The 18,498-nt window shown below is 63.8% G+C and carries 18 protein-coding genes; 6 read left to right on the top strand and 12 right to left on the bottom strand.

The features are described 5' to 3' along the window. Positions 1-95: 95 nt before the first annotated feature. Together NKH52_RS20505 and NKH52_RS20500 are read left to right on the top strand one after the other, a co-directional pair. Positions 96-1,469, top strand: a complete 1,374-nt coding sequence (locus tag NKH52_RS20505; protein WP_127292773.1) for a glutamate--cysteine ligase — start codon at positions 96-98, stop codon at positions 1,467-1,469. A gap of 100 nt (positions 1,470-1,569) precedes the next feature. Continuing rightward, the gene (locus NKH52_RS20500; RefSeq protein ID WP_352736359.1) at positions 1,570-2,601 is read left to right on the top strand and encodes a DUF937 domain-containing protein; all 1,032 of its coding nucleotides are present in this window, start codon (positions 1,570-1,572) and stop codon (positions 2,599-2,601) included. Between the two features lie 160 nt (positions 2,602-2,761). On the opposite strand, the gene NKH52_RS20495 is transcribed toward NKH52_RS20500, so the two are convergent. After that, a complete protein-coding gene (locus NKH52_RS20495) occupies positions 2,762-3,052 on the bottom strand; it encodes a DUF1127 domain-containing protein (RefSeq protein WP_023809037.1) in 291 nt (96 codons plus the stop codon). A gap of 178 nt (positions 3,053-3,230) precedes the next feature. Between NKH52_RS20495 and NKH52_RS20490 the strand changes: the two genes are divergently transcribed. The 3 genes from NKH52_RS20490 to NKH52_RS20480 all read left to right on the top strand — a co-directional run bounded on the left by NKH52_RS20490 (position 3,231) and on the right by NKH52_RS20480 (position 7,025). Continuing rightward, positions 3,231-4,187, top strand: a complete 957-nt coding sequence (locus NKH52_RS20490) for a LysR substrate-binding domain-containing protein (RefSeq protein WP_352736358.1) — start codon at positions 3,231-3,233, stop codon at positions 4,185-4,187. Positions 4,188-4,270: 83 nt separating this feature from the next. Then, positions 4,271-5,902 carry an exodeoxyribonuclease VII large subunit gene (xseA, locus tag NKH52_RS20485; protein WP_352736357.1) on the top strand — a complete coding sequence of 544 codons (1,632 nt, stop codon included), beginning with the start codon at positions 4,271-4,273 and terminating at the stop codon, positions 5,900-5,902. 4 nt (positions 5,903-5,906) lie between these two features. Beyond that, the gene (locus NKH52_RS20480; protein WP_352736356.1) at positions 5,907-7,025 is read left to right on the top strand and encodes a DmpA family aminopeptidase; all 1,119 of its coding nucleotides are present in this window, start codon (positions 5,907-5,909) and stop codon (positions 7,023-7,025) included. A gap of 154 nt (positions 7,026-7,179) precedes the next feature. On the opposite strand, the gene NKH52_RS20475 is transcribed toward NKH52_RS20480, so the two are convergent. The 11 genes from NKH52_RS20475 to ehuR all read right to left on the bottom strand — a co-directional run bounded on the left by NKH52_RS20475 (position 7,180) and on the right by ehuR (position 17,864). Beyond that, positions 7,180-7,689, bottom strand: a complete 510-nt coding sequence (locus tag NKH52_RS20475; protein WP_352736355.1) for a hypothetical protein — start codon at positions 7,687-7,689, stop codon at positions 7,180-7,182. Positions 7,690-7,902: 213 nt separating this feature from the next. Continuing rightward, positions 7,903-8,901 (bottom strand): N(2)-acetyl-L-2,4-diaminobutanoate deacetylase DoeB, encoded by a 999-nt coding sequence (doeB, locus tag NKH52_RS20470; protein ID WP_352736354.1) that lies wholly within the window; start codon positions 8,899-8,901, stop codon positions 7,903-7,905. 5 nt (positions 8,902-8,906) lie between these two features. Further along, a complete protein-coding gene (doeA, locus tag NKH52_RS20465) occupies positions 8,907-10,085 on the bottom strand; it encodes an ectoine hydrolase DoeA (RefSeq protein WP_352736353.1) in 1,179 nt (392 codons plus the stop codon). 39 nt (positions 10,086-10,124) lie between these two features. Continuing rightward, a complete protein-coding gene (gene eutC, locus NKH52_RS20460) occupies positions 10,125-11,117 on the bottom strand; it encodes an ectoine utilization protein EutC (protein WP_352736352.1) in 993 nt (330 codons plus the stop codon). Further along, positions 11,114-12,106, bottom strand: a complete 993-nt coding sequence (eutB, locus tag NKH52_RS20455) for a hydroxyectoine utilization dehydratase EutB (RefSeq protein WP_352736351.1) — start codon at positions 12,104-12,106, stop codon at positions 11,114-11,116. The genes eutC and eutB overlap by 4 nt, the downstream gene beginning before the upstream one ends. 186 nt (positions 12,107-12,292) lie before the next feature. Continuing rightward, positions 12,293-13,069, bottom strand: coding sequence for an ectoine utilization protein EutA (gene eutA / locus NKH52_RS20450; RefSeq protein WP_352736350.1), 777 nt, complete (start codon positions 13,067-13,069; stop codon positions 12,293-12,295). 3 nt (positions 13,070-13,072) lie between these two features. After that, positions 13,073-13,732: an ectoine/hydroxyectoine ABC transporter permease subunit EhuD gene (gene ehuD / locus NKH52_RS20445; protein WP_352440712.1), complete on the bottom strand. Its 660-nt coding sequence runs from the start codon at positions 13,730-13,732 to the stop codon at positions 13,073-13,075. Between the two features lie 34 nt (positions 13,733-13,766). Next, positions 13,767-14,426 (bottom strand): ectoine/hydroxyectoine ABC transporter permease subunit EhuC, encoded by a 660-nt coding sequence (gene ehuC / locus NKH52_RS20440; RefSeq protein ID WP_352736349.1) that lies wholly within the window; start codon positions 14,424-14,426, stop codon positions 13,767-13,769. A 203-nt stretch (positions 14,427-14,629) separates the two neighbouring features. Next, entirely contained in the window at positions 14,630-15,481 is an 852-nt protein-coding gene (ehuB, locus tag NKH52_RS20435; RefSeq protein ID WP_023809048.1) for an ectoine/hydroxyectoine ABC transporter substrate-binding protein EhuB, read from the bottom strand. A gap of 87 nt (positions 15,482-15,568) precedes the next feature. After that, positions 15,569-16,354 carry an ectoine/hydroxyectoine ABC transporter ATP-binding protein EhuA gene (ehuA, locus tag NKH52_RS20430; RefSeq protein ID WP_127292802.1) on the bottom strand — a complete coding sequence of 262 codons (786 nt, stop codon included), beginning with the start codon at positions 16,352-16,354 and terminating at the stop codon, positions 15,569-15,571. A gap of 124 nt (positions 16,355-16,478) precedes the next feature. Beyond that, on the bottom strand, positions 16,479-17,864 hold the full coding sequence (gene ehuR / locus NKH52_RS20425; protein WP_352736348.1) for a MocR-like ectoine utilization transcription factor EhuR: 1,386 nt from the start codon (positions 17,862-17,864) through the stop codon (positions 16,479-16,481). Positions 17,865-17,945: 81 nt separating this feature from the next. On the opposite strand from ehuR, the gene NKH52_RS20420 reads away from it, so the two are divergent. Then, positions 17,946-18,437 carry an Lrp/AsnC family transcriptional regulator gene (locus tag NKH52_RS20420; RefSeq protein ID WP_023809051.1) on the top strand — a complete coding sequence of 164 codons (492 nt, stop codon included), beginning with the start codon at positions 17,946-17,948 and terminating at the stop codon, positions 18,435-18,437. Positions 18,438-18,498 lie beyond the last annotated feature (61 nt).

The raw sequence follows: 18,498 nt of genomic DNA, 5'->3' as shown, positions 1-18,498 counted from the left end.
GTTGACCTGTGGCTCAGGATTTTTCGCTTGATCGGCTACTGACATTTCGTCCATTTAGCGTCGGCGGTTCTCCAACCGCCTCTGAGGGCTTGATCATGGCGCGCGACACAACCGATTTCCGGCCCATCGAAGGCATCGACGAACTCGTCGAGCATCTGGCCGAAGGCAACAAGCCGCGCGACAAGTGGCGCATCGGCACCGAGCACGAGAAATTCCCCTTCTATGTCGACGGCAATGCACCGGTCCCCTATGGCGGCGAGCGCGGCATCCGCGCCATCCTCGAAGGCATGCAGTCAAAGCTCGGCTGGGACCCGATCGTCGATGACGGCCGCATCATCGGCCTGGTCGAACCGACCGGCCAGGGAGCGATTTCGCTGGAGCCCGGCGGCCAGTTCGAGCTCTCCGGCGCACCGCTGGAGACGATCCACCAGACCTGCCGGGAGGGCAACGCCCATCTGGCGCAGGTGCGCGAGATCGCCGAGCCGATGGGCATCCGCTTCCTCGGCCTCGGCGGCAGCCCGAAATGGTCGCTGGCCGAGACGCCGAAAATGCCGAAATCGCGCTACGAGATCATGACGCGCTACATGCCCAAGGTCGGCACCAAGGGCCTCGACATGATGTACCGCACCTGCACGATCCAGGTGAATCTCGACTTCGAGAGCGAGGCGGACATGCGCCGCAAGATGCAGGTGTCATTGAAGCTGCAGCCGCTGTCGACGGCATTGTTCGCCAATTCGCCTTTCACCGAAAGCCACCCGAACGGCTTGCAGAGCTGGCGCGGCGACATCTGGCGCGACACCGACAACCAGCGCTCGGGCCTGCTCGAATTCTGCTTCTCGCCCGATTTCGGCTTTGCCGACTATGTCGAATGGGCGCTCGACGTGCCGATGTATTTCGTCATCCGGGACGACCGCTACCACGACATGACCCACATCACCTTCCGCCAGTTCATGGCCGGGGCCGCGCGCAATGAAGTGCCGGACGGGCTGCCGACAATGGGCGACTGGGCGAACCATCTGTCAACGCTGTTCCCGGACGTGCGGCTGAAGCGCTTCCTCGAGATGCGCGGCGCCGATGGCGGGCCATGGCGGCGCATCTGCGCGCTGCCGGCCTTCTGGGTCGGATTGCTTTATGATGAGGCCGCACTCGATGCCGCCGAGGCGCTGACCTCGAGCTGGACGTATGAAGAAACGCTGGCGATGCGCAACGCCGTGCCGGAACAAGGCATTTCCGCACCGTTCCGCAACACCACGCTGCGCGAGATCGCGCGTGACGTGATGGTCATTTCCCGCATGGGGCTGAAGAACCGTGGCAAGAAGAACCGCGACGGCTACGACGAGACCTCCTTCCTCAACACGTTGGACGAAGTCGTGGCGCGCGGCACCACCAGCGCCGAGGAGATGCTGTCGGCCTACCACACGCGCTGGGGCGGCTCGATCGAGCCGGTTTTCATGGAATACGCCTATTAACCCTCGGATTTGGCAAAGCTGACCGGCCGGCAAAAGTCGCTTCAATCGGAAGTGGAAACAAACTAGGCTTCTTCGGCGAGGATTTCCGGAGGAGAGACCAATGCCTTCCTTGTTCGACATGCTGACGCAGGCCCAGAACGGCAATGGCATGCAGGCCCTTGCCCAACAATACGGGCTTTCGATGCAGCAGACGCAAGCCGCGGTCGCCGCATTGCTGCCCGCCTTTTCGCAGGGGCTGCAGCGCAACACCGCCGACCCTTACGGGCTCGGCGCCTTCATGACGGCGATGGCCAGCGGCCAGCACGCCAAGTATTTCGAGGACGCAAGCCGGGCCTTCTCACCGCAAGGCGTCGATGAGGGCAACGGCATTCTCGGGCACCTGTTCGGCTCGAAAGACCTGTCTCGCGCCGTGGCCAGCCAGGCGGCGCAAGCCAGCGGCGTCAATCAGCAGATCCTGCAGCAGATGCTGCCGGCGATCGCCTCGATGATCATGGGCGGGCTGTTCAAGCAGACGACAAATCAGATGCAGGCCGCCGGCGGTTTTGACGGCGGCGGCAACAATCCGCTGGGCGAGATCATCGAGCAGATGATGCGGCAAGGCGGCGGCATGCAGGCCCCGGCGCCGCCACCCCAGAACCCGATTGACAACCCGCTCGGCAAGGTATTGCAGGACATGTTCGGCGGCGGTGCGCCTCAGCCACAGCCGCAAAGCCAGCCGCAGCCGCAGCCCAATCCCTACGGCGAAAATCCACTCGGCAAGGTGCTGCAGGACATGTTCGGCGGTGGCGCGCCTCAGCCGCAGCCTCAGCCGCAAGGGCGGGCGCAGCCGGAGCAGACACAAAGCCCCTACGGAGACAACCCGCTGGGGAAAATCTTCGAGGAGATGCTGCGGCAAGGTGGCGGTGGCCTGGGCGGCATCCCTGGCGGACAGCCGGCGCCGCAACAGCCTCAAGCGCCCCCACAGCAGCGTCAGGCACCGCAGCCACAGGCCAATCCGAGCGGCAGGCCGAAAAACCCGTTCGACGACCTGTTCGGCAAGATGTTCGAGACCGGCGCCCAGCAGCGTGACGACTACCAAAAGGGCGTGGAGACGATCTTCGACCAGTTCAAGCGGGATATGGACCGACGATAGGCGGTCTTCGCTGAGGTAGAAAGAGAAAAGCCCGGTCCTGGGAGGACCGGGCAGAGTGCAGGCGGGCCGGGGGGATCCGGCAGGGAGTGGGAGCCTGCATACTCGTCAGTCGCCTCGAACCTCGAAAAGGTTCACGGCAACCCAAACGACAAGCAACAGATCAGGCCACCTTGCGGGCGATGTCCTCGATCGTTTCGACGCGATCGCTGGCGATTTCGCGCAGCATCGCCGTCGGGTCGCGGCCAAACGGCACGTCGATGGCGACATGCAGGTCGGCGCGCGTCAGGCCGATATCGGCGAGTTCGGCGTCCGACATCTCGCCAAGGCGATAAAAGGCGCGGCGGTTTTTCCAGGCGCGGTAGACGTTGGAGACGGTGTTGGCCACGCGAGTCGCAACGGCCGGACGCGAGGTGATGCGCGAGGTCTCGGTGGCGAAATCGAACGTGGTCATTGTCGGTCTCCTTCAGACTCGAACGGGCAAAGCCTTGCTATCGGCGCTGGCGACAGCGGCCGTTCCGGCTTCGATTCACATGCCTTCATGTGGACAATAGCAATCTGCCATCGAGTGATTGATTAATCCAACGAATGTTTCTAATCTTTACCATCAACACCAGTGATGGATCATGTCGATGAAATCGCCGCTCGATCTCGATCAATTGCAGACCTTCATCTCGATTGCCGATACCGGCAGCTTCACCAGGGCGGCCGAAGAGGTGCACCGGACCCAGTCGGCGGTTTCGATGCAGATGCGCCGGCTGGAGGAGCGGCTCGGCAAGCCGCTGTTCGAAAAGGACGGGCGCACCAACAGATTGACCGAGGAAGGCGACAAGCTGCTCTCCTATGCGCGGCGGCTGCTCTATCTCAACCGTGAGACGCTGGCTGCCTTCGATGACCGGCGGCTCGAAGGCACGATCCGCATCGGCACGCCCGACGACTATGCCGATCGTTTCCTGCCCGAGATCATGGCGCGGTTCACGCGCTCCAATCCGCGCGTTGAACTGACCGTCATCTGCGAGCCGACGCCGGGGCTGGTCGAGCATATCAAGCGCGGCAATCTCGACCTCGCGCTGGTGACTCACAACGACGTACGCGGCCAGTCGGAGGTGGTGCGGCGCGAACCGCTGCTGTGGGTCACCTCGGCCAACCATGCGACGCATGAGCAGGAAACGCTGCCGATGGCCTTTGGCCGGCCGAACTGCATCTGGCGGCGCGCCGCCGTCGATGTGCTCGACCAGCAGAACCGCGACTATCGCATCCTGTTCACCAGTTTCTCCGCCACCGTCATCACCGCCGCGGTGCTTTCCGGGCTGGCGATCTCGGTGCTGCCGGAATGCGCGCTGCGGCCCGGCATGCGGGTGCTGAGCGAAGCCGACGGCTTCGGCGCCCTGCCCGACTGCCGCATCGGTATCATGCGCGGCCAGACGTCGCGGCCGGAGATCGTCGATGCGCTCGCCCGCCATATTTCGGAAAGCCTGGACAATATCTCCGTGCCGGTCGGCGAAGACCCCGGGTCGTTCGATTTCGCGGCACTGGCCTTCACCAAGCTGCGGCGAACCAAGCCGAACCAGATTCTGCCCGGCTGGTAGGCAGGGTCAGGTATGCGGGTTATGAACGGCTGGCCCGACGCAACCGCCTTGACGCCGGCGCCCAACCGTTCCCCAATCGGCCGATGAGCGAAGCAGCATCCGAATCACGCACCAACGCCGCCGAATATACGGTGAGCGAGATTTCCGGCGCGCTGAAGCGCACGGTCGAGGACGTTTTCGGCAATGTGCGGGTGCGTGGCGAAATATCAGGCTATCGCGGGCCGCATTCCTCAGGTCATGCCTATTTCGCGCTGAAGGACGACCGCGCCCGGCTCGACGCCGTGGTGTGGAAAGGCACGATGAGCCGGCTGAAATTCCGTCCCGAAGAGGGCATGGAGGTGATCGCCACCGGCAAGCTCACCACCTATCCCGGCAAGTCCAACTACCAGATCGTCATCGACAATCTGGAGCCTGCCGGCGCCGGCGCGCTGATGGCGCTGCTGGAGGAGCGCAAGCGGCGGCTACAGGCCGAGGGGCTGTTCGATGCCGGCCGCAAGCGGTTGCTGCCGTTCATGCCGCGCATCATCGGCGTCGTCACCTCGCCGACAGGATCCGTCATCCGAGACATCATCCACCGCATCAAGGACCGCTTTCCGCTGCACATCCTGGTCTGGCCGGTGCGTGTTCAGGGCGAGACGTCAGGCGCGGAAGTGACTGCTGCGGTCAACGGCTTCAACGCGCTGGCATGGGATGGCGCCATCCAGCGTCCCGATCTGTTGATCGTGGCGCGTGGCGGCGGCAGCCTCGAAGACCTCTGGGGTTTCAACGACGAGGCGCTCGCCCGCGCGGTTGCCGCTTCCGGCATTCCGGTGATCTCGGCTGTCGGCCACGAGACCGACTGGACGCTGATCGATCTCGTTGCCGATGTGCGGGCGCCGACACCAACGGGTGCAGCCGAAATCGCCGTGCCGGTGAAGGCCGATCTCGAAGCAACGCTTGCCAGCCTCGGTGCACGGCTGAAAGCGGCGGTCCTGCGCAATTTCGAGCGCAAACGGCAGGCTGCCCGTGCCGCTGCCCGGGCTCTGCCCTCGCCCGATCAATTGCTGGCGCTGCCGCGCCGACGCCTCGATGAGGCGACATCCAGGCTCGGCCGGGGCCTGTTGGTCTCCACCGAACGCAAGCGTGCAAGGTTTTTTGCCGTAAAGCTGACACCGGCAATGCTGTCGCAGCGCATTGCCGAGGCGCGGCGCACCAACGAACGCAATCTTTTGCGAGCACAAGGGGCATTGCGCACGTTGGCAAGAGCCCGGCGTGCGGAGCTTAACCGAGCGGCGGATCAATTGCCAAAATGTGCCAGGGCATCGCTGCAGCGGCACAAGCAGCAACTGGCCATGCTGCAAGGCCGCATCACGATTGAGCCGACGGCACGGCGGCAACGCGTGCAGAGGGATTTGCTGACAGCTTTGACAAGACGCGGCACGCAAGCAGTGGTGCTCAGGCTGGAGCGTTTGCGCGGCCGTGTCGTCCAGGCCGACAGGCTGATGGCAACACTGTCGCACAAGGCCGTCCTGGCGCGCGGCTTTGCGCTGGTGAGGGATGCGGATGGCGCGGTGATCAAGCAGGCTGCCGATGTGGCGTCGGGAATGGCGCTTTCGCTCGAGTTCGCCGACGGCATCGCCGATGCGGTGGCGATCAGCGGCATGGCAAAACCGAAAGCCGTGGCCAAGCCGGCGGCCAAGGCCAAAGAGCCCGGCAATCAGGGATCCCTGTTCTGACACCATGACCGACAATCCGCATCATCTGACAACGCCCTCAGGCAAACCGCGCGCGCGAAATTTCGGCATCGGCTTCGACGGGCGGCCCGGACCGTTTAACGCGATCACCGATGTGCCCGGCGTGGCGGTCGGCTATGCGACGCTGATCTCGGGCGATGGCGCGCTTGTCGTCGGCGAGGGACCAGTGCGCACCGGCGTGACCGCGATCCTGCCCAGGCCGCTCGCCGACCTCGCCACCCCGGTCTTCGCGGGCATCTTCAGCCAGAACGGAAACGGCGAACTGACCGGCTCGCACATCGTCGAGGAAACCGGCGCTTTCAACTTCCCGATCACCATCACCAACACGCATTCCTGCGGTGTTTCACGCGACGGCACGCTGCGCTGGATGCAAAGCGTGCTGCCGGCAGCGCTCGACAGCGGCTGGGGGCTGCCGGTGGCGGCGGAGACCTATGACGGCTTCCTCAACGACATCAACGGTCACCATTTGACGTCAGCGCATGTTGCGCAGGCCCTCGACGGCGCCGCCGGCGGACCGATCGAGGAAGGCAGCGTCGGCGGCGGCACCGGCATGATCACCTTCGGCTTCAAGGCCGGCTCCGGCACGGCATCACGCATCGTCGAATGGCACGGCCGTGCCTACACCGTCGGCGCCTTCGTGCAGTCTAATTTTGGAAAACGGCGCAATATCACCATTCGCGGCCTGCGCGCCGGGCCGGAGCTTGTCGAACCGGCGGTCCGCGAAGGCACACCGCGTGCTGAAAAGGGCTCGATCATTGCCGTCGTCGCCACCGACGCACCGTTCCTGCCGCATCAGATGAAGCGGCTGGCCCGCCGGGTGCCGCTCGGCGTCGCCATGACCGGCGGCTTCGGCTATCACAGCTCAGGCGACATTTTTATCGCCTTCTCGACCGCCAATGCGAGCGCAGCGCTGGCGCCCTCCGGCCGCATCGCCAGCGCCGATTTTATTCCGGACACCGATATCGATCCGTTTTTCGATGCGGTGATCCAGATCGTGGAGGAAGCAATCCTCAACGCGCTGGTCGCCAATGACGACATGACCGGACGCGACGGAAATTTCGTGCCGGCGCTGCCGAAGGCGTGGCTGAAGGAGAAGTTTGGCTGAAGACAAAAACGCGGGCCAGAAGCCCGCGCTGAAACAACGACGCCGCTAGAGCAATCCCAGGAAAAGTGTGAAACGGTTTTCCGTCCGGGATTGCGTAAAAACAAAGAGTTAGAGAAGTTCACTGTTTCCGTGAAACGGTGAACTTCTCTAGTGATCATTCCGCGGCTTTTCTCGGAGCCTGCTGGCTTTCCTCGGCCTCGGCCGCTTCCTCAAGCCGGGATGCGATAAGTTCCTGGATATCGCCGACTTCTTCCTGGATGTCCTCCAGCGGGATGCCGACCTCGGCCGCCTCGGCAGCGCACTCCTTGGCCAGGGTTTCGGCCTGCTTGTCGATCCTTGCCTGGGAGGACTGGCAATGGACCTTTTCGCCGATCCATCCCCGCAAGAATTCGATGGCGTGTTCACTCATACTGCTGTTCCCTGGCGGCAAAGCCGGTTGGTAATCATAAACGTCGACATCCCGCAAAGGATGCATGTCCCCATTCCAGCCGAGTCGCGGTCGGCCGGCAAGCCAATGCCGTCCAAGGTCCACAGAGCCATAGGAAATCGAGGGGTCAAGAGCATTTTCTGATTCTGGAGGGGTCGGTACCGTTGGCTGGGTCACGCCCAGCGCTGCGCCACTGTTTCTATTTGCTTTTCCGGTTTCCGAGCCGATTTCCGTCACAATAGATGGCGCAACACACTACACATTCACAGTTGCTTCGAGGTGCGGCCCTCGGGCGCGCAGGTCGAAGCCGCCGCTATATAGTGACATCCTCCTGCAATGTCGACTCCGCTCGCCATGCTGCTTCTTTCCGCCGCGCCGAAGGCTCCGCAACGGACCAAGAGCAAGTGACGATGGACGCGAACGGGGTGGAGCAAGCCTCGGCGGAATCGCTCAGACGTGCACAGCCACCACCGCCGCGCAGTCGCCGGCCTTGACCAGCCCGGGGAAATGCCGCGCCGCCAGCATGCCCGACATTTTTGCCTGGATCTCCTGCGGGGCGATGCCGGTGCGGCCGGTGGAATGGATGCGCGCCAGCACCGCGCCCTTTTCGACGGGTTCACCGAGATCGACCATGGTTTCGATCATGCCGTCATCTTCGGCGAAGGAGAAACAATCGCCCGATGGCATATCCAACCACTGGGTTGAGGTCTTCTCCACCGCACCGGCGACAATGCCGGCGTGGCGCAGCACGTTGAGAATGCCGCGCCGCGCGATCCGCACGGTTTGCGCGCGCGACGTGCCGCCGCCGCCAAGCTCGGTGCTGACGAAGACCTTGCCCATCTCCTCGGCTGCCGTGTCATACATGCCGACGGCGTCGATTTCGATCATGCGCATCGAGAACGGGGCGGCGAAGGCCGCGACCGCGTCGAAGGCTTTCTGTTCCAGCGCCTTGTCGGGCAAAGTATGCGCGGCGCAGAACGGCACGAAGTCCAGCGTCTTGCCGCCCGAATGGAAGTCGAACACGATGTCGGCGCGGGGGAGCAGCTCACGCTGGAAATAGTCGGCGATCTTTTCGGTCACCGTTCCGTCCGGCCGGCCGGGAAAGCTGCGGTTCATGTTGCCCTTGTCGATCGGCGAGGTGCGCGTGCCGGCACGGAAGGCCGGATAGTTCATTGCCGGCACGATGATCACCGTGCCGCTGACATCTTTCGGGTCGAGCGTGCGGGCGAGATCGTAAAGGGCCAGCGGTCCCTCATACTCATCGCCATGGTTGCCCCCGGTCAGCAGCGCTGCCGGCCCGTTGCCGTTGCGGATGACGCAGATCGGGATCATCACCGAGCCCCACGCGGAATCGTCGCGGCTGTAGGGCAAGCGCAGGAAACCGTGCTGGATACCGTCGCGGTTGAAATCGACGGTCGGCGCGATCGGCGACGGGCGGGTGCTGGACATCGGGCTCAATCCTTCACCACCAGCTTACGCGGCACATTGGCCAGGCACTCTACACCGGTTTCGGTTATCAGGATGGACTCGGTGATCTCCAGTCCCATCGTTTCCAGCCACAGGCCGGTCATGAAATGGAAGGTCATGCCGGGCTTGAGTTCGGTGCGGTCGCCGGGACGCAGGCTCATCGTGCGCTCGCCCCAGTCCGGCGGATAGGACAGCCCGATCGAATAGCCGGTGCGGTTGTCCTTGATGATGCCGTATCGCTTGAGGACACCGAAGAAGGCGTTGGCGATGTCCTCGCAGGCGTTGCCGGGTTTCGCCGCAGCAAGGCCCGCTTCCATGCCCTCGAGCGTCGCCTTCTCGGCGTCGAGGAATTCCTGGGTCGGCTTGCCGAGGAAAACGGTGCGCGACAGTGGGCAATGGTACCTGTTGTAGCAACCGGCGATTTCGAAGAAGGTGCCCTCGCCCCGCCTCATCGGCTGGTCGTCCCAGGTCAGATGCGGCGCCGAGGCATCGGCACCCGACGGCAGCAGCGGCACGATCGCCGGATAATCACCGCCGATACCGTCAACGCCGCGCGTGCCGGCATCATAGATTTCGGCAACGAGATCGCATTTGCGCATGCCGACCTCGATCTTGTCGAAGATGCGCTGGTGCATCGCTTCGACGATGCGGGCCGCCTTGCGCATATAGTCGATCTCGGTCGGGCTCTTCACCGCACGCTGCCAGTTGACCAGCGCGGTGGCATCGACAAAGCGGGCATTGGGCAAATGCTTCTGCAGCGACGCGAAGGCGGCCGCCGAGAACCAGTAATTGTCCATTTCGACGCCGACTGTCAGCTTGCCCCAGCCGCGATCCGCAAGCACGCTGGCCAAAAAATCCATCGGGTGGCGCTCGGTCGACTGCACATAGTGGTCGGCATAGCCGACGATGTTGTCATGCGCGAGATAGGCGGTGCGCTTGGCGCCGTTGGCGTCCTGGCCGCGCCCGTACCAGACCGGTTCGCCCGATGGCGGCACGATGACGGCCTGGTGCACATAGAACGACCAGCCGTCATAGCCGGTCAGCCAGGCCATGTTGGAAGGATCGCTGATAACAAGAAGATCGACGCCCTTCACCTCCATGGCTTTGCGCGTTTTGGCGAGACGATCCGCATATTCGCCGCGCGAAAATTTCAGGTTCGGTTGCATTGTTCTTGGTCCTCGTTTTGTTGGGCCTCGCGGCCAGCATCAGCTTTCGAAAATGGTCCCGGAATTGGCTGCCCGCGCCCGGTCGCGGGCGAGTGTGGCTATCGCCGTATCCTGCACGCCGGTGCCGGTCAGGTCGGCGATGGTGATGTCGCCAGCCGAACGCCGGCCGTGTTTTGCGCCGGCGATGATCTGGCCGAGTTCGGTCACCTCCGCATCTCCAGCCATCACACCCGCCGCGATGGCATGATGCAGTTCACCCAGCCGCTTTGTCTGGCTGGCGCTGTCGGCGACATAGAGATCGGCCATGCGCAGGATTGCCGGTGCGATCTCATTCTTGTGCTCGGCGTCAGAGCCCATCGCGGTGATGTGCTGTCCGGCGGAGACGAAGCCCGCCTTGATCAGCGGCTCGGTCGACGGCGTGGTGGTGACGATGATATCGGCGTCGGCAACCGCGTTTGCCGCGTCGGGCTCGGCGCGCACGGCGATGCCGAGCTTTTCGCGCAGGGCTCCGGCGGTCGCCTCGGCCTTTGCCGCATCGCGCGCCCAGATGCGCGCCTCGGCAATCGGCCGCACCAGCATGAGGGCTTCCAATTGCAATCCGGCCTGGACGCCGGCGCCGAAGATCGCGGCAATGGACGAGTCCTGCCGCGACAGATGTTTGGCCGCGACGGCGCCGGCGGCAGCCGTGCGGACATCGGTGAGATAGCCATTGTCGAGCAGCAGCGCCTCGACCAGGCCGGTCTTGGCCGACAGCAGCACCATCATGCCGTTGACACTGGGCAGGCCGAGCTTCGGATTGTCGAAGAAGCCGGGGCTGATCTTGATGGCAAAACCGTCGATATCGGGCACATAGGCGGTCTTCACGTCGACCTCGCCGCGATGCTCGGGAATGTCGAGCCGCAGGATCGGCGGCATCGCCACCGGCAGGGTGGCAAGCGCGCGGAAGGCGTTCTCGACGCAGGCAACGGCGTCGAGATCTAGCGTCACGATCGCGCGCAATTCTTGCTCGGTTAGGATGGTCATCCGGCTCATGCGGCGCGCTCCCCGGGCGATGGCGCCTCGCCGCAGACGATCCTGCGGTGCGCGTTCATATCGATATTGCGGCCGGACAGCAGAACAGCCACTGGCCCGTCCGACCTGACCTTGCCGGAGAGCAGCGCGGCGATACCGACCGCGCCGGCGCCCTCGACGATCTCGCGCTCCTGCGCATAGGCGTGGCGGATACCGGCGGCGATCTCGTCTTCACTGAGCAGGATGACATCGTCGAGCAGGTCGCGGCACATGGCGAAGGTCAGCCGGTTGTCGAGGCCGATGCCGCCGCCGAGCGAATCCGCAAGCGTCGGCAATTCTTCCACCAGCACCGGCTGGCCCGCATCGAGGCTGGCCTTCATCGCCGCGCCACGCGCCATCGAGACACCGATGACTTTTGTCCGGGGGCTGACGCCTTTGATCGCCGCGGCAACGCCTGAGGCGAGCCCGCCGCCGGAGAGCTGGACCAGAACGAGGGCGGCATCCGGGACCTGTTCGATCATCTCCAGCCCGAGCGTGCCTTGCCCGGCGATAATGTCGGGATGGTCGAAGGGCGGCAGCATGACCAGCCCCTCTTGCGCCACCAGCCGATCGGCCTCCTGCTGGGCATCGTCCTGGCTGTCGCCGATAATGCGGACCTCCGCGCCAAGCCGGCGGATCTCGTCGAGCTTGTTGCCCGGCACCAGCTTCGACATGCAGATCACCGCGCGCATGCCTTCAAGCTTCGCCGCATGCGCCAGCGCGCGGCCGTGATTGCCGGTCGAGGCCGCGACCACGCCCCGCGCCTTCTGTTCGGCGCTGAGCGAGGCGACGGCGTTCGAGGCGCCGCGCAGCTTGAAGCTGCCGGTGGTCTGCCGGTGTTCGAGCTTGAGGTGAACCGACACGCCGCAGCATTCCGAAAGGCTATGGGACAAAACTGTTGGCGTGCGCTCGATCTTGTTGGCGATACGCTCACGGGCGGTACGGATGTCGGTGAGGATGACGGCGGGCATCACGAAACGCCCCCCTCTGGCCTGCCGGCCATCTCCCCCTCAAGGGGGGAGATTAGCGGCTGCAACACTTTCGCCAATTGTCGATGGTGCAGGAAGAGCGGTGACGCATGAACTGCCAATCTCCCCCCTTGAGGGGGAGATGGCCGGCAGGCCAGAGGGGGGTGCTCGCTCACACTGGACATAATCTTACTGAACCAACGGCAACGTCATCAGCCGCCCGAACTCAGGATGCGGCGCCTCATCCCCGCATAATCTCAGGCAGTTCCAGGCGGTCGCCTGGTTGCTGGTCACTACGGGGCGTCCAATAGAATTTTCCATGCCGGTGACCGCGAGGGCGCTACGCAGCGCCGTGCAGGACACGAACAACGCGTCGGCGCTGGCGTCGGTCGCTTCCCGCGCCAGATCGACAAGCGTTGCCGGTGCGATGCGCGCCATCTCGCGGTCGTCCTCGAAACCGAGGCAGGTGAAGCTAACGATCTCGAAGCCGCGCGCCGCGAAATAGGCGGCCATCGGCCTGGATGTCTCGACCGTGTAGGGGGTGAGGATGCTGAGCTTGTTTGCGCCCAGCGCACGCAGGCCGCGCACGCCCGCCATCGGCGGTGTGACTACCGGCACGCCGGGCTTTGCGACCTGGATCGCCGCCTCGATCTCGGCATCGCCGATCACCACCGAGGCCGAAGTGCAGGAATAGCAGATGGCATCGAGCTTCTCGTCCGGCAGGATGAGCGCCGCGCCTGCCGTCAGCGCCGGCTGCATCTTGCGCAGATTGTCCGGCGTCGTCGGGTTGGCATAGGGAATGCGCGCGACATAGACGCCGATCCGTTCGCTCGCCACCATGCGGCGAAAATCCGGTTCGCTGGTGTGGTCGGTGGCCAGGATGATCAGGCCAATGCGCCGCTCCAGCGGGCGCGCATCCAGCGCCGGCCGTTTCGGATAGACCTTGATCTCGGGCAAGGGTTTCATCGGCTACCTCTCGATCTTGCCGTAGCGGCGTTCCAGCCAGCGCAGCAGCACGACCGAAAACAGACTGATGACCAGGAAGAAAGCACCGACCAGGGTGATCGGCTCGATATAGCGATAGTAGGTGTTGGCGACGCTTTTGGCTTGGTTCATCAATTCCAGCACGGTGATTGCCGACAGCAGCGGCGTTTCCTTGAACATGGCGATGAAGTAATTGGCGAGCGCCGGAATCATCGGCGGGATGGCCTGCGGAATGATGATGTTGGTCCAGGTCTGCGTGGCGCTCAGATTGCACGCCTTGGCCGCTTCCCACTGGCCGCGCGGCACATTGTCGATGCCGGCGCGATAAACTTCCGCCGTGTAGGTGCCGTAATGCAGCCCGAGCCCGATGACACCGGCGACCAACGGCGGCAGCAGGATGCCGATGTCGGGCAGCACGTAGAAAATGAAATAGAGCTGCACCAGCAGCGGCGTGCCGCGGATGAATTCGGCGAGAAATCCGACCGTGCGCGACAGCGCCTTGTTGGGCGAGCGGCGCGCCAGCGCGATACCCAGCCCGACGATCGCCGCCAGCACCGAGCCGAGCAGCGTCGCCAGGATGGTGATCTTCACCCCCTGGATCAGCGTCGGCATGATTTCCCAGACGAAGTTCCAATCCCACTCCATCAGCAAGCCCAATTTATCAGAAGGGAATTGGCCATCAGGCACGCACCCCATCGAGGCCGCGCGCCATGCGTCGTTCCAGCGAGCGCACGCCCCACGAGATGAGCAGGGCGAGGATGAAATAGATGACCAGGATGGTGGTGAACGGCACCAGGGTGTTGCCGGTCTGGGCGCGAACCACCTGCGCCTGGAAGGTCAGGTCGGTGAGCGAGATCAGCGACACCACGGCGGTCGCCTTGAGCAATTCGATGGCGTTGTTGCCGAAAGTGGGCAGCATCACCAGCAGCGCCTGCGGCAGGATGATGTGACGCATGCCTTGCCAGCGGCCGAGATTGAGTGCGGTGCAGGCCTCATACTGTTCGCGGCCGATCGACTGGATGGCGCCGCGCACCACTTCGGCGGCATAGGCGCCGACATTGAGGCCGAGCGCCAGCACGCCGGCCTGCAACGGGGTCAGCGAAATGCCGATGAAGGGCAGCACGAAATAGGCCCAGAACAGTTGCACGAAGATCGAGGTGCCGCGGAAAAATTCGATATAGGCGGTGGCCAGCGCGCGCAGCACGAAGAAACGCGACAGCCGCCCCATTCCGGCGAGGAAGGCCATGAACAGCGCAAGCACCGACCCCATCAGCGTCAGCTCGATGGTGACAAGCGCTCCCTGCAATATCAGGCCGAAATAGCCGGACCACTGGGTCATTTACGTTCCAACGTTGGGTTTAGCTCCTTCTCCCCGTTTACGGGGAGAAGATGCCGGTCCTCCCTCCGTAGCTGCAGCGCAGCTGCTGCGGAGGACGGGCAGGCAGATGAGGGGCGGCACTAGACTCTCAGAACTTGGCGCCGCCCCTCATCCGTCACTTCGTGACACCTTCTCCCCGTAAACGGGGAGAAGGCAAAAGGCGCCTACTTCGCCGCGCAGAGCTTGTCGCGGCTGGTCGACATTGCGGCTGCGGCCGAGAAGCCGTAAGGCTCGATGATCTTGGCGAACTCGCCCGATTTCTTCATCTTGGCCAGTTCTACGTCGAAGGCGTCGCGCAGTGCCTCGTCGCCCTTCTTGAAGGCGGCGCCGTCGCAATAGACCGGTGCGCCCTGCACCGGAGCGATGACTTCGAGGTTCGGATCGTTGGCCTTCTTGACCAGATCATTGATCGACAGGACGGGCAGCGAATAAGCGTCGATGCGGCCATCCTGGAGCATCTTCACGCCGCTCTGGCCATCCGGCACGACGATGACGCGATCGCGTGGCACGCCGGCATTGAGCGCGAGCTTCTCCTCGGTGCCGCCGCCCGGCGCACCGATGGTCGCAGTCGTATCCTTGGCGACATCCTCATAGCTCTTGAAGCCCTTCGGATTGCCCTTCTTCACCAACATCGCCTCGGCATCGCAAAGCACCGGCTCGGAATAGACGACGGCGGCGCAGCGTTCCGGCTTCATGAACAGGCCCGCGGTGACGACATCGAAGCGACCGGCCTGCAGGCCGGGGATCATGGCGCCATATTCGGAGATCGAAGCGGCGACGTCGGCGACGCCGAGCCGCTTGAATATCTCGCGGGCCACATCAGGCGCGGCACCCGAAACCTTGCCGTCGGCGGCGACCGCCGTATAGGGCGGCTCGTTGGCGATGGCGAGGCGGGCGAAACCTTGCGCCTTGAGCTGTTCGAGCTTGCTGTCATCGGCCGAACCCACGTTCGAGGCGGCCAGCACCGCCGCCAACGCAAGGCTGGCGACGCCAGCCAGAATGCCAAGTTTTTTCATTGTTCCCAACTCCTTGTTTCTTGTCTTGCTTTGTTACGAGGCGGCTCTCGCCACCTCGGGACGACTTCGTCGCCTTGGGCATTGCGGTCAGACGCGATGTCCGGCCGCGATGATCTTCTTCAGGAAGCCTTGCGTGCGCTCCTGCTTGGGATTGCGGAAAATCTCGTCGGGCTTGCCCTCCTCGACGATCCTGCCACGATCGAAGAACAGCACCCGGTCGGCGAAATCGTGGGCGAAACCCATCTCGTGGGTGACCAGCAGCATGGTCATGTCGGTCTCGGCGGCAAGCTTGCGCATGACGTTCATCACCTCCTCGACCAGCTCCGGATCGAGCGCCGACGTCACCTCGTCGAACAGCATGATCTTTGGCGACAGCGCCAGCGCCCGGGCGATCGCCACGCGCTGCTTCTGGCCACCGGACAACTGCGCCGGCATGCTCTTGGCCTTGTCGGCCATGCCGACCATTTCGAGCAGTTCCATCGCCCGCTTTTCGGCGGCGGCACGCGGCGTGCCCTTGGTCAGCATCGGCGCCAATGTGACATTGTCCATGACGCATTTGTGCGGGAACAGATTGAACAGCTGGAAGACCATGCCGATCTTCTGGCGCATCCTTGTCAGATGCCGCTCATCAGCGGACAGCAACTGTCCGTTGCGCTCCATGTGGTAGAGTTGCTCGCCGTCGATCTGGATATGACCGCCATCGATGCGCTCAAGCGTCATCAGGATGCGCAGGATTGTCGTCTTGCCCGAGCCCGACGGGCCGATCAGTGCCAGCTTTTCGCCAGGCATGACCTGCATCGACAGACCGTCCAGCACTTTGAAAGTGCCGAAGCTTTTTGAAATGGCGTCGATCTTGATGATGGGCGTGGGCACTGCAGTTCCCCGTCCTGGAGAGGTCTATGCTCTTAACGATGCGGAACGCGCCAAATCATGTCAATTGAGAAAATAATATCATGACAATTATTTCTGATTCCGCACAATTTCCGAGCAACCCAGCCTAGATAGCGAGCAGCAGGTGTTCCGGATCGCCAAGCAGCAGCTTGGTGACAACGCCGAGGCCGGCGCGCAGTTCCCCCTCGGTGGTCGAACCCAGCGAGATACGCACCGCCGGATGCCAGGGCGCAGCCGAAATACGGAAGGACGTGCCGGGTGCAATCGCCACACCCTGCAGGCGAGCCTGGGCGACAAAGCTTTCCTCGGCCCGGTCGGCCGGCAGTTGCAGCCAGACATGCAGCCCGTCTCGACGGGCGCGATAGCCGACCCCCGCCAGCACTTGCGCTGCAATATCCTGCCGGCGCCGCAAAGCCGCGCGCTGCCAGTTGACAAGCTCCATCGCCGTGCCGTCGGTCACCCATTTGGTGGCGATCTCGGCCACCAGCGGCGTCGCCATCCAGTTCGAAACCAGATGCCGGTTGGCGACGGCGGCGACATAGCGGTCGGGTGCGACGAGATAGCCGATGCGCAGCCCGGGCACGGTGATCTTGGTGAAGGAGGTGACGTAGAGCGTGCGCTCCGGCGCGAACGCGGCAACCGGCGGCGGCCGGTCTTCGACCAGCGGACCGAGCACATCGTTCTCGATGATGGCGATGTCGTGCTTGCGCGCAACCGCCGCGATCTGCTCGCGCCGCGCCGCATCCATCAGAGTCGCCGTCGGGTTTATCACCGAGGGCTGCACGAAGACGGCGCGGATGTCGGAAAGCCGGCAGGCTTCGTCCAGCGCTTCCGGGATCAGGCCGTTGTCGTCGATCGGCAGGCCTTCCAGGTTGAAGCCGAGATAGCGTGCCAACGGCACCAGCGTATGGTGGCCGATCGCCTCGGTGGCGACCGTCGAGCCCGGTGGCGCGACGCTCATCAGCGCCACGGTCATGCCGGCGGTGGCGCCGTTGGTCAGGCTGACGTTCTGCGGGGATGCATCAAGGCCGCACAGTTTCAGCCATTCGACGGCGACGGCCCGGTGGCGCGGAAACACCATGTTGGGCCGGAACGAAAGTGCTGAACTCGACGGCAGGTTCTCGGCCAGCCAGCCCAGTGCCTGTTTCAGCCGCTCCAGATGCATCGGCTCACAAACCGGTTTCAGGATCGACAGGTCGATGACTTCGCCGAGGCGCTCCGGCAAATAGGGCGGCTCCGGCTCGCGGCGCTGCGTCTGGACGAAGCTGCCGCGGCCGATCTCGCCCGAAATCAGGCCGCGCCGGATCAGTTCCTCATAGGCGCGGCTGACCGTCTGCACCGAAAGCTTGAGGTCGTCGGCCAGCCTGCGATGGGTCGGCAGCCGCGCGCCATTGGCGAGGCGCCCGTCATGGATGGCGCGCGCGAACTGGTCGGCCAGCGATTGATAGGCCGGGCGCCGGATGAGCGCGGGATCGGGTTGCCACAATGTCATGACTTATTAGAGATCGAAATCAGTGCAATTGACAATCGAAATAATGCGCCGTCATGGTACTCGGACGAAAAGTGAGCTCTGATGACATCCGCGAAACTCGACCCGATCGACCTGAAAATCCTCGACGCCATCCAGCGCGACGGACGCATCACCAAGTTGGCGCTGGCCGAGCAGGTCGGCCTGTCGCCGACGCCGTGCTGGATGCGGCTGCGCAAGCTGGAGAAGGCCGGCATCGTCTCGGGCTATCACGCCAGGATCGCCATGCGCGTCGTGGCACCGGTCGCCACCGTGCTGATGGAGGTGACGCTGGCAAACCACCGCCAGGCCGATTTCGACCGCTTCGAGCGCGTCATCCGCGATGTTCCCGAGATCGTCGCCTGCTGGTCTGTCGGCGGCGGCGTCGACTATGTGGTGAAGGTGATGGCGCGCGACATCGACGCCTATCAGCGGCTGGTCGATGGCTTGCTCGAACGCGAAATCGGCATCGACCGCTACTTCACCTACATCGTCACCAAGACGGTGAAGGACGAGATCGCGCTGCCCATAGCCGACCTGCTGCCGGCGTCGGCTTAAGGCCGGAGAGATCATCTGTCGGGGCGGGACAAAAGAGAGAGTCTCTCTCCTTCGAGGCATC

Source organism: Mesorhizobium sp. M1066 (assembly GCF_040318635.1).
GTDB lineage: Bacteria > Pseudomonadota > Alphaproteobacteria > Rhizobiales > Rhizobiaceae > Mesorhizobium.
The sequence above is the reverse complement of the archived record's forward strand: the minus strand, read 5'-3'. Positions and strand labels throughout refer to the sequence as shown.